Raw genomic sequence first — 11639 nt, forward strand, 5'->3', positions numbered from 1 at the left:
TGAGCAGTATTAGGACTTTATCTTCGAAAACCCGTGCCTAGCACGGGTTTTTTATTGCCAATAGGCCGTTGTGCCAATAGCCAATATCACCTACCATTGCCACCGGTTTATATAAATTACAGAGCGTTATGGATCTTAGGCAATTCGTTACTTGTCACTTTTCAAATATTACAGAGCTACAGCAAGCTGCATCAGTATGGAGTGGATGCGGTGAGATTATTCGTTGCCAAATGAATGGTGCTGCTGCGGTAATTAAAGCGATTGAAGTGCCTAGTCAGATCAATCATAGTCGTATAAAACAAAGTGATTTTGCGCTTGCCAGAAAGCGCCAATCTTACTTAGTCGAATTTAATTGGTATCGGCATTACGCAGAGCAATTACCCCATGAAGCTGCGTCTATCCACTGTATTGAGGCAATACAAGAGGGCAGTAAACAAGCGCTGGTATTTAGTGATTTCAGTGCGCTTGGCTACCAGCCTGCAAGTGCTACACACAATGACATTGAAGCAATTATAAACTGGCTTGCACACTTTCATGCTTTTCATTTAGCAAGTTCTGCCGATGGCATTTGGCCGCGAGGTAGTTATTGGCATTTAGCAACGCGGCCTGATGAGCTACAACGCATGAGTGATTTAAGCTTAAAAGCGCAGGCACACGCTATTGATATAGCGCTGAGTGAGTCACCTTACCAAACGTTAATTCATGGTGATGCTAAGCTTGCCAATTTTGCGATTGCGCCACAAAACCAGCATGTTCTTGGCTATGATTTTCAATATGTTGGCAAGGGTGTTGGGGTGATTGATGTCATGTATTTTTTAGGCAGTTGCTTTAATGATACGGCATTAAAATCAGTTGCCGATGACTATTTAAATCGCTATTTTGACACCCTCACACAGGCACTAAAACGTTATCAACCGAATGTAAACCCAGCGCATGTTGTTAGCAGTTGGCGAGCGCTTTGGTGTTACGCATGGAGCGATTTTTATCGCTTTTTAGCAGGTTGGAGCCCTGAACATGCTAAAATAAACGGCTACATGCAGCAGCAATTTGTAACTTACTTAAAAATAAAGGGTTAATAATGAATAAGCCAATGCGATTTGCCATTATCGGCTGTGGTGCTGTAACCGAAGTGAAAAGCGGCCCTGCTTATCAACAAGCAGAAGGTATTGCGCTTATTGGGGTGACACGTCGCGACCTAGAAAAAGCCCATGATTACGCTAAACGCCATAATGTCGCAAAGGTGTTCGCATCGCCAAGCGAATTAATTAACGATAACAGTGTTGATGCAGTGTATATTGCCACGCCGCCAGATAGCCATAAAGCGTATGCTCTTGAGGTTGCTGCGGCAGGTAAACCGTGTTGTATTGAAAAGCCACTGGCGCCAAGTTATCAAGACAGCCTTGATATTGTCGCAGCGTTTAAAGAGGCTAAACAGCCGCTATTTGTGGCTTATTATCGCCGTTCATTACCACGCTTTAATCACGTTAAACAGTTATTAGAACAAGGTGCGATTGGTAAGCCTCGTCATGTTAGTTGGCATTTAAGTAAAGCTCCTAACGCTCTTGATTTATCGGGTGAGTACAACTGGCGCACAGATCAAAACGTGGCACGAGGAGGTTACTTCGACGATTTAGCCAGCCATGGTCTTGATTTACTTGCCTACCTTGTAGGTGACTTTAGTAAGGTGCATGGTTTATGTGCTAATCAACAAGACTTATATTCAGCATTCGATGCTATTACCGCGCACTGGCAGCATCAATCTGGTGTTACCGGCACCGGGAGCTGGAATTTTGCTTCAGCAAATCGTTTTGATGATGTGATGATTTATGGCAGTGAAGGCGAGCTTAGCTTTAGTGTTTTTGACGAAAAGCCGATTGTGCTTAACAACGCACAGGGCAAACAAGAGTTCGTAATTGATAACCCTGCACATATTCAACAATATCATGTTGAAAATATGGCGAACTATTTTCATGCTCAGCAACCTCATCCATCAACTGGTGAGAGCGCACTTCATACAAGTTGGGTAATGGAGCAGATTTTATCGGCTTAGTGCTCAAACGCTGCATTGAAGGCATTTACAATTTGTGTGTTTTCACCTTCGTGAAATAACTCCATTAGGCGCTCACTAATTAATGTGCGTACCTTTTCTGTTTTAAGCGCTTTATCGAATAGCGCAATTGCTTGTTTGCCGACCTCTGTTGGTGAACAAGCAATATAACCAAACACGGCGGCTTTTTCTGGTTTAAGGTTTATATAACGAATACTACTCAGTCCCGGAGCTCGTTTATAACGGTTGCTAAATACAGTTTGGTATTCTAAAACGGCATCAATTTTATTTTGAAATAACATTTGCCCGAGCCTTGGTGCATTTGTTGCCCCATCGAGTATAAAAAAGTGCTCATCATTTAAACGGACAAACTTATCAGTCTCTTCTGAGTATGAACGACCTTTGGTGACACCTATTGTTAAGTCGTAGTAATAGATAGCTTGTAATAGGGTAATGGCGTCTGGAATGGTGGGCTTATTAAATACCACCAGTTTATTTGAAGGAAATGCCATCAGAGGGTACTGACTAAACACAGCATGAGCTTCACGCTCTGGGGTTTTTAATTTATTGTACAAGCAAACATTGTTCATTTTTCTTAATTGCTGCCACTCTCTTAAGCGGCTTGCAGGTATAAAATGTAGGCTGATTTCATCGCCTAATTCAGCTGCGGCAGCCAGCAAAAACGTGGTGGCCTCATTTTCAGGGTTACCGCCATCTTGCGGAACAAAGTCTGCCATAACTTGAATATCGAGTGTTTCACTGTGGACCGGTAGGCAAATACACAAAAGTAGTATCGAAGTGAAGATAAACGTTTTCATTACTGCGGCCCAAAATAAATAAAATGTTAAACATTGCCGGTGCGTGTTGTTGCAAAAAAATTAATATTTGCAGCTGATAGTGTAATTTTAGACCAATTCAAAGAATTAATGCGATGAACATGCATTTTTTGCAGTCGAGAAGACTATTTTGCGCTAAAATAGGCGTAATTTATCTCATTTAGGTTCTACTTATGTCTATCCATGTAATTACTCATCCGTTAGTTCAACACAAACTTGGCCTTATGCGTGCAGAAGGTATTAGTACTAAAAGTTTTCGTGAGCTGTCGTCTGAAGTAGGTACTTTGCTTACTTACGAAGCAACAAAAAACCTACCATTAGAAAGTGTTCAAATCACAGGGTGGGATGGTTCAACATTAGATGTAGAACATATCAAAGGTAAAAAAATTACTGTTGTGCCTATTCTACGTGCCGGCCTTGGTATGATGGATGGTGTTATGCAGTTATTACCTGCTGCAAAAGTAAGTGTTGTTGGTCTTCAGCGTAACGAAGAAACATTGGAGCCAGTGCCTTATTTTGAAAAACTGGTTGGTAAAATTGATGAGCGTTTAAGCCTTGTTATTGACCCAATGCTTGCAACCGGTGGTTCAATGATTGCAACTATCGATATGCTTAAAAAAGCAGGCTGTAAAGATATTAAAGTGATTGTATTAGTAGCAGCACCAGAAGGCGTAGAAAAAACCCTTGCAGCCCACCCAGATGTTGAAATTTTCACAGCATCTTTAGACAGTCATTTAAACGAAAAAGGATATATCATTCCAGGCTTAGGAGATGCCGGTGACAAGATTTTTGGCACAGTGTAAGGCGCTCACGTGGAAAACCATCAAACATTTTCGTTAAAAACTATTCTAACTGGCGCGCAAATGCTGTTTGTAGCATTTGGCGCACTAGTACTTGTGCCGTTACTAACAGGCCTTGATCCCAATGTGGCTTTATTTACCGCAGGCTTAGGAACCTTGCTGTTTCATGTGGTTACTAAAGGCCAAGTTCCTATCTTTTTAGCATCGTCTTTTGCTTTCATCGCACCTATTATCGCCTCGGTACAAATGTGGGGCATTCCCGCAACAATGGGCGGTTTGATGGTGGCAGGCTTTTGCTATTTTGCGCTTAGCTTGATAGTAAAATTTAAAGGCGTGAATGCGCTGCACAAGGTGTTACCGCCTGTGGTTGTTGGCCCTGTGATCATGGTGATTGGTCTAGCCTTAGCCCCAGTCGCTGTGAATATGGCAATGGGTAAAGCAGGGGATGGCAGTGCGCAATTAGTTCCTTATGAGCAAGCAATTTGGGTTTCTGGTTTATCATTACTGGTTACGCTGATTTTTGCGGTATGGGGTAAAGGTGTATTTAAACTTATTCCTATTCTTGCTGGTGTGGTAGCAGGTTACCTTGCTTCGTTATTTATAGGTATTGTTGAATTTAATGCGGTCACCGAAGCAAACTGGTTTGCGGTACCGGCATTTACTTATCCTGAGTTTAAATGGCAAGCTATTTTGTTTATGGTGCCTGTGGCCATTGCACCAGCAATTGAACATATTGGCGACATGATGGCTATTAGCCAAGTAACAGGTAAAGACTATTTAAAGAAACCGGGTTTACACCGTACTTTACTGGGTGATGGCTTAGCAACTTCTGCGGCATCGGTTTTTGGTGGTCCACCTAATACAACGTACTCTGAAGTAACGGGGGCGGTAATGCTTACACGTAACTTCAACCCTCGAGTGATGCTTTGGACCGCAATCATCGCTATTGTGCTGGCGTTTGTGGCAAAAATGGGTGCTGGTTTACAAACGATTCCGGTACCTGTGATGGGCGGCATCATGATTTTACTATTTGGCTCTATCGCCGTTGTTGGTTTAAATACCTTAGTAAAATCAGGTGAAGACCTTACAGCGCCTCGCAACTTGACTATCATCGCACTGATTTTAGTGTTTGGTATTGGTGGTATGCATATCGGTGGTGATGAGTTTAGTTTGCAAGGTGTGAGCTTATGCGCAATTTTGGGGATTATCTTAAATGCTGTTCTCCCCAAAGCAGTGCAACAAGCTGATTAGAACTTAAAAACTGCTTGAATATTGCACCAAAAAAAGCGCATTAAATATGCGCTTTTTTTGTAACCATTTAAAAAATAAGGAATTATAAAACTGGTCTACTAACTGCATTTATCTCTATGTCATACTGGTAGGAGCGATTATGCAAGAGGCAAATGTTGTGGATATTACCCCGTTTTTAGCGAAGCATCAGTTACCACTCAAGTATCAATACTTAAGTGAGCAGTTTTTTATACCCCTCGCGCACGATATCTTAAGCGCAAAAATGACCGGCCAACCTATGCTGGTGGCGATTAACGGCTGCCAAGGGTCAGGTAAAACGACCCTCGCTGATTTCTTAGTGACCTGGGTTAATAGCAATACCGAATTTAATAGCGTGTCATTATCAATCGATGACTTTTATTTAAGTCGTGATGCACGCAACGAGCTTGCTAAAGATGTTCATCCTTTGTTTGCGAGTCGTGGTGTACCGGGTACGCATGATACGCAATTAATGGAACAAACCTTATCAGCTTTGTTGGCAGGTAAAGTGGATGTGCCATTACCTCAATTTGATAAACTAACTGATGATCCGGTGCCAAAAGAGCAGTGGTCTAGTAATCAAAAGCCGATTGATATCGTGTTTTTTGAAGGCTGGTGTGTAGCCAGTACACCTCAGCAGCCTTATCAACTGCAAACTCCGGTAAATGAATTAGAGCAACTTGAAGATGCCGACGGCATTTGGCGTCGCTGCGTAAATAGTTGCTTAGCGAATGAATATCAAAATGTATTCGCAATGGCCGATTACACCATTATGTTAAAAGCGCCTTCATTTGAAGATGTGTATGCGTGGCGCTTAGAGCAAGAGCATAAACTAATTGCCAAAAAAGGCCAGGGGCAGGGCACGTTTGACGAAGTGAGTTTAAAGCGTTTTATCTCTCACTTTGAACGTATTACGCGGGAAAATTTAGCCACTCTTGCGCACAGCGTTGATGCGTTATTATTGCTTGATACCGAGCGTGATATCACCAAGATGGAACTTCTCGCTGACCAGATTGCTCAGCCACTTATTTTTACTGACTTAGACGGCACATTGCTCGATCACGATAGTTACGAATGTGAGGTGATCAAACCATTTTTGGCAAAGTTGAATGATACCGGTGTCAATGTGATTTTTAACACCAGCAAAACCTTTGCTGAAGTCACTGATATTCAAAAAGGTTTGGATCATCACCAGCCCTTTATTGTGGAAAATGGTGCTGCTGTTTATATCCCGAAAGACTATTTCAAAGTAAAGCCGATTGGCTGTGATGAATATAAAGGTTATTGGCGCTTTGCCATGACGCAAAGTACCGATAAATTGCATGAAGATCTTAAACAATATGCAAGCCAATTTAGTCATTGTGTACGTTTGTTTAGCCAATTTAGTGCACAAGAAATAGCTGAATTAACAGGACTCCCCGTCGATAAAAGTGAATTGGCTCTACAAAGACAGTACTCAGATCCGGTTTGTTTTTCGGGTAGTGAGGAAGAAAAGCAAGGTTTGATAGATGCAATGAGCCAAGCAGGCTACGAAGTGCTTGTTGGCGGCCGTTTTATTCATTTAACCAAAGGTAACAACAAAGGGCTTGCACAAAAGTGGCTGTTAAATCAGTTCAAAAAAGCCTATCGCAATCCATTTACTGTGATAGCGCTTGGCGACAGTCAAAACGATGTAGCCATGCTAAAGGCGGCCGACACCGCTATTTTAATCAATAACCCTGGCAGCCAAGTACAATCACAAATATTACAAAAAGCATGGCAGCTCAGCGAAAAACCAGCTCCAGCTGGTTGGGTTCAAGAAGTTTCTGCGTTAACTATCATCAAAACGCGTTTTGCAGCAAAACAGGAGCAATCTCATGGCTGATTTTTATCAAAATGGCATTATCACGACCTTACACAATATTGCTGATCGCCCAGTAGAAGAACTAGAAAAAGAGTTGTTAGGCTTTTCAAAACAACGCCCAATGGGCCTGATTTTGCCCTCGCTTTACAGCGAGTTAGAAGGACCCGCTCTGCAAAATATAATTGCTGAGCTGAAACATGTGCCATATTTATCGCAAATTACCATAGGCCTTGATCGCGCTGATGAAAGCCAATATCGCCATGCACTGCAGTTTTTTGCGGAGCTTGATCAGCATCATAAGGTACTTTGGAATGATGGCCCGCGTTTACAAGCGCTCGATAAAGAACTACAAAAATTGGGCGTTGCGCCACGAGAGCTAGGTAAGGGCCGTAATGTTTGGTATTGCATGGGTTATAAGCTGGCAACCTCAAAAGTTGAGTCAATTGCACTGCATGACTGTGATATTTTGACTTACGACAGAGCGCTATTAGCACGTTTAATTTACCCTGTTGCTCATCCTCGTTTTAACTATGAATTTTGTAAAGGGTTTTACCCGCGCACCGCTGAGGGCAAAATTAATGGCCGTGTGTCACGTTTGCTGGTAACGCCGTTATTGCGTTCGTTTAAAACAATATTAGGCAGCAACGATTACTTAGAATATATGGATTCGTTTCGTTACCCGCTAGCGGGTGAGTTTTCATTCCGTCGCGATGTACTTAATGATATTCGTATTCCAAGTGACTGGGGCTTAGAAATTGGCGTGCTATCAGAGATGTATCGTAATTACTCGCATAACCGTTTATGTCAGGTAGATATTGCTGATAACTATGATCACAAACACCAAGACTTATCGCTAGAAAACCAAGCGGCGGGCTTGTCGAAAATGTCGATTGATATCACCAAAGCTTTATTTAGAAAGCTGGCTACCCAAGGGGTGACTTTTACGACAGAAACGATTCGCTCATTAAAGGCAACCTATTACCGTATTGCTCTCGATTTTATTGAAACTTATCACAACGATGCGTTAATGAATGGCTTAACACTTGATATTCATCATGAAGAAAAAGCCGTTGAAATGTTTGCTCAAAATATTATGAATGCAGGTCAGCACTTTTTAGAAAACCCAATGGAAGCACCCTTTGTGCCGAGTTGGAACCGAGTAGCTTCGGCAATGCCGGAGGTGTTTGCTCGCTTAGAAGAAGCCGTAGAGCTTGATAACAAAGAATATATTTAACGGGGAAGGCACGTGACTTTAGAGCTTTTGCAACAAAGGGTTATTCAGCATTTAACCTGCATCTACGGCGAAGTTGAGTTATCAACAACGCTTGAACAACTCGCAGATAGATTAATCAATACCATGTTAGGTGATGATCCTATTCGAGACCCAACGCCGCATAAAAACCGTTGGGATGAGCAAGATATGATTTTAATTGCCTACGGTGATTCGATTATTCGTCATGCTAATACGGATGAAGCCGTTGCTAAGCCTGAAGAGCCGCCTTTGCATACGTTACATCGCTTTGTAAAAAACCAATGCTTACCCGAGCTTAATGCACTACACATCTTGCCGTTTTACCCATATAGCTCAGATGAAGGCTTCGCGGTAATGAATTATGTGCAAGTGAATGAGGCGTTAGGTAGTTGGCAACATATCCGTGATATTTCAGCGGATGTTAGGTTGATGGCAGATTTGGTGATCAACCACTGTTCTAGCCGCAGCGTTTGGTTTGAAAACTTTATTCAGGGCAAAGAGCCGGGAAAAGGGTATTTTAAAACGGCAAGCCAGAGTGATGACCTTGTGCAAGTTGTTCGTCCGCGAACATCACCCCTTTTACAGGCGGTTGAAACTAAAGACGGTTTGCAACATGTGTGGTGTACCTTTAGTCATGACCAAGTCGACTTTGATTTTGCTAACCCAGATGTGCTTAATGAATTTGTCAGCATTATTCGTCATTATTTAGATAACGGTGTGCGTATATTCCGCCTTGATGCGGTGGCTTTTTTATGGAAAAAACTCAATACCCGCTGCATTAACCTGCCTGAGACACACGAAGTGATCAGGCTGCTTCGCACCCTTATTGAGCATTTTGAGCCTAATGTGATTATTATCACAGAAACTAATATCCCGAACCGCGAAAACCTATCGTACTTTGGTAATGCCAACGAAGCGCATTGTATTTACAACTTTTCATTACCACCGCTGTTATTACATACCTTACTCAGTGGCGACAGTACCGCATTAAAACATTGGATGATGAGTATGCCACCTCCTCAAGAAGGGACGGCATACTTTAACTTTATAGCTTCACATGATGGTATTGGCCTGCGCCCCGTTGAAGGCTTGTTAGAGCAAAGTGAAATTGCCGAAATGGTGAATACGACTGCGAAATTTGGCGGTAAAGTCTCATTACGCACCGCCCCAGATGGCACCAATACACCTTATGAGTTAAACATTGCCTTATTTGATGCGCTGCAAGGTACCCATAAAGGCCCAGATAAATGGGGTGTTGCACGCTTTTTATGTGCGCATGCCATTATGTTTGCGCTTGAAGGTATTCCAGGTTTGTATATTCATAGCTTACTCGGTACCACCAATGATTATGAACGCTTTGAAAACAGCCAACATAACCGAGCGATTAACCGACACCGCTGGCAAGAGTCAGATTTACTAGCAAAGCTGAGTAATGAAAATGCCCATCATCGTACTGTGTTTAAAGCGATGAAAAACCTAATGGCTATTCGTAAGGCGCAAAGTGCATTTCACCCTAATGCGACGCAATATACGTTACAGTTAAGCGAAGGGCTCTTTGGTTTTTGGCGACAAAGTATCAACCGTTCGCAAAGTATGTTTTGTGTTTATAACATTAGTGACGAGCCGCAAACGCTTACGCTTGCCGACTTAAATTTGATTGGTACAGAGCAATGGCGTGATTTAATAAGCGGTGAGCAAATTACTGAGCAAACACAAACAATGTCGCTAACCCCATATCAAGCTGTATGGCTCAGCAATAAATAATGTAAATGCCCTTTACAGTGTGCTTTTGGTTGCCTCTAAAAGAAGTGATTCAACACTGAAGGGAAGGGCATTTTTATTCGCTTTACTGAAAACGCGAAAGTTAATTGCTAAGTTATCACTGTGAATTTGTTCAACTAGCTTGAGTGTTTGTTCGTTATGTTGGCTGAAAATGGCCACTTCATGATGCATAGCTCCGGTTGCGTAATTATTGAGTAGATCATGAACATTTACTATAGCTAAAGCTCCTAGCGTAACATGACCACCGATAGTGACGTCTATTTTTTCTGCCACAACTCTGAGCGGCCAATTTATTGCGCCAACCAATACATCTTTGCGTTTATTTAACTCATCAAGCGCTGCAATAGCCCCTAATGCCATGGCATCATTGGCAGCCCAAACCATATTGATGTTAGATTGATGGCTAAAGTAGCCAATACTCTGGCGATACACTTGTGTTGCTGACCAGTTGGCAACTGTTTTAGCGGTGATATTAGCTTCATCATGCGTTTGAACGCTTTTTCATCAGCTAAAATCAGCATACCTGTCTTTGCTTGGCAAAAACACTCGGTAAGCAAAATAGGTAGATAATGAAAAATAGCTTTTTAATCATAGGTTTATTAGGTTAATAGGCCGATAGGGAAGAGTATAGCTTGAATTGTCAGGTTTTAAGTAAATGATTGGAATAGGATATTTTTTTAATATCTGATAGAAAAAGGGCTGCACAAACGTGCAGCCCCAAGGGAATCAAATATTTTACGATTAGAAATCGTAAGATAGTCTTAAGTAGCCGAAACGACCGATGTTGTCGTAACTTGCACTACCAGAACCTGTACCTAACGTACCGTATGGAAGTTTGCGGTTGAAGATATTATCTACACCCAGTTTCACACCAAAACCATTTTCAAAGTTATAACCAATTGTTGCATCAGAGATAACGTAAGTACCAAATGTCATTAAGCTATTTGGATTCGGGTTATCTGCAAGTTCTTGGTCAGTGTAAAGGCTTACTTCATCTAGATAACGTGTATCAAACGTTGTAAAGAAGCCATCACGCTTATAAGAAATTGAAAGGTTTGCTTGCCATTTCGCTTCGCCAGTTGTGCCTGCGTACTCATAGTAGTCGCTCGGTTGGTCCTGGAATGGGAAGGTTTTACGCTCAATTAAGTACGTACCAATTAAACGTGTTGAGAAGTTGCCTTCTAGTGCATCAAAGTCATAACCTAACTCAAAGTCAACACCTGATGCTTCTTGACCAGACACGTTCAGAACTGAGTTTTGAATGAGTGTAATTTCATGTGAGCTGCTATCACGCGTGATCAGGTTACAGTATTGGTTATTAATACCACCTTCTGCATCTACACAGCGGTCAAGAATGTCTTGTGAACCGATGGTTGAAATCGCGTCTTCAAGTTCAATTTTCCAGTAGTCAACTGTCACTACTGCGTTTTCGATGAATGAAGGTTGGTAAACAAAACCAATTGTTGTACTGGTTGATTCTTCGCCTTTAACATCTCGGTTACCACTTACTAAACCTTCAAGGGTTTGCGCATCGTAGTCTGATTCAAAATCAGCAGGTACACCAAGAGCTGCACAGTTCGCACGGCGTACTTCTGAATTTTGTAAATCATTCAAGTTATCAGCTAAACATGGAACGTCAACACTGTAGAATGTTTGGCTTGGCGCACCGAAGATTTCGCTAATGTTTGGAGCACGAAGTGCTTCTGATTGCGTTGCACGTACACGTAGTTGATCGTTAATTAGATGGTACGCCCCACCCATTAGCTAAACTCATAGAGTTGGCTATTACAGGAGGAAACCATCATGTCAT

At 42.0% G+C, this 11639-nt stretch carries 9 protein-coding genes and 1 pseudogene; 7 read left to right on the forward strand and 3 right to left on the reverse strand.

The features are described 5' to 3' along the window. The first annotated feature begins 128 nt into the window (after nt 1-128). Both HUS62_RS05675 and HUS62_RS05680 read left to right on the forward strand, forming a co-directional pair. A complete protein-coding gene (locus HUS62_RS05675) occupies nt 129-1076 on the forward strand; it encodes a phosphotransferase (protein ID WP_175078838.1) in 948 nt (315 codons plus the stop codon). A gap of 2 nt (nt 1077-1078) precedes the next feature. Beyond that, on the forward strand, nt 1079-2050 hold the full coding sequence (locus HUS62_RS05680) for a Gfo/Idh/MocA family protein (protein WP_175078839.1): 972 nt from the start codon (nt 1079-1081) through the stop codon (nt 2048-2050). Here the strand turns inward: HUS62_RS05680 and HUS62_RS05685 are convergent. Next, on the reverse strand, nt 2047-2865 hold the full coding sequence (locus HUS62_RS05685; protein WP_175078840.1) for an ABC transporter substrate-binding protein: 819 nt from the start codon (nt 2863-2865) through the stop codon (nt 2047-2049). The genes HUS62_RS05680 and HUS62_RS05685 overlap by 4 nt on opposite strands. A 191-nt stretch (nt 2866-3056) precedes the next feature. On the opposite strand from HUS62_RS05685, the gene upp reads away from it, so the two are divergent. The 5 genes from upp to HUS62_RS05710 all read left to right on the forward strand — a co-directional run bounded on the left by upp (nt 3057) and on the right by HUS62_RS05710 (nt 9811). Beyond that, nucleotides 3057-3686, forward strand: coding sequence for a uracil phosphoribosyltransferase (upp, locus tag HUS62_RS05690; RefSeq protein ID WP_054562437.1), 630 nt, complete (start codon nt 3057-3059; stop codon nt 3684-3686). A 9-nt stretch (nt 3687-3695) separates the two neighbouring features. Then, complete coding sequence (locus HUS62_RS05695; protein ID WP_054562436.1) at nt 3696-4934, forward strand: uracil-xanthine permease family protein; 1239 nt, start codon at nt 3696-3698, stop codon at nt 4932-4934. A 139-nt stretch (nt 4935-5073) separates the two neighbouring features. Next, complete coding sequence (locus tag HUS62_RS05700) at nt 5074-6816, forward strand: HAD-IIB family hydrolase (RefSeq protein WP_175078841.1); 1743 nt, start codon at nt 5074-5076, stop codon at nt 6814-6816. After that, complete coding sequence (locus HUS62_RS05705; protein ID WP_058584100.1) at nt 6809-8029, forward strand: hypothetical protein; 1221 nt, start codon at nt 6809-6811, stop codon at nt 8027-8029. The genes HUS62_RS05700 and HUS62_RS05705 overlap by 8 nt, the downstream gene beginning before the upstream one ends. 12 nt (nt 8030-8041) lie before the next feature. Further along, the gene (locus tag HUS62_RS05710) at nt 8042-9811 is read left to right on the forward strand and encodes a sugar phosphorylase (RefSeq protein WP_175078842.1); all 1770 of its coding nucleotides are present in this window, start codon (nt 8042-8044) and stop codon (nt 9809-9811) included. A 12-nt stretch (nt 9812-9823) separates the two neighbouring features. Here HUS62_RS05710 and HUS62_RS05715 read toward each other — a convergent pair whose 3' ends face one another. Then, nucleotides 9824-10261, reverse strand: a complete 438-nt coding sequence (locus HUS62_RS05715; RefSeq protein ID WP_175078843.1) for a hypothetical protein — start codon at nt 10259-10261, stop codon at nt 9824-9826. Nucleotides 10262-10570: 309 nt separating this feature from the next. Further along, nucleotides 10571-11569 (reverse strand): annotated as a pseudogene (locus HUS62_RS05720) (TonB-dependent receptor domain-containing protein); the annotation flags it as partial. Nucleotides 11570-11639: the final 70 nt, after the last annotated feature.

The sequence above is a fragment of the Pseudoalteromonas sp. 0303 genome, assembly GCF_013349995.1.
Lineage (GTDB): Bacteria > Pseudomonadota > Gammaproteobacteria > Enterobacterales > Alteromonadaceae > Pseudoalteromonas.

What these genes read in the sequence shown, in the direction of transcription:
- HUS62_RS05705 (WP_058584100.1), top strand. Translation starts at nt 6,809, where the DNA reads ATGGCTGATTTTTATCAAAATGGCATTATCACGACCTTACACAATATT.
- HUS62_RS05675 (WP_175078838.1), top strand. Translation starts at nt 129, where the DNA reads ATGGATCTTAGGCAATTCGTTACTTGTCACTTTTCAAATATTACAGAG.
- HUS62_RS05685 (WP_175078840.1), bottom strand. Translation starts at nt 2,865, where the DNA reads ATGAAAACGTTTATCTTCACTTCGATACTACTTTTGTGTATTTGCCTA.
- upp (WP_054562437.1), top strand. Translation starts at nt 3,057, where the DNA reads ATGTCTATCCATGTAATTACTCATCCGTTAGTTCAACACAAACTTGGC.
- HUS62_RS05680 (WP_175078839.1), top strand. Translation starts at nt 1,079, where the DNA reads ATGAATAAGCCAATGCGATTTGCCATTATCGGCTGTGGTGCTGTAACC.
- HUS62_RS05700 (WP_175078841.1), top strand. Translation starts at nt 5,074, where the DNA reads ATGCAAGAGGCAAATGTTGTGGATATTACCCCGTTTTTAGCGAAGCAT.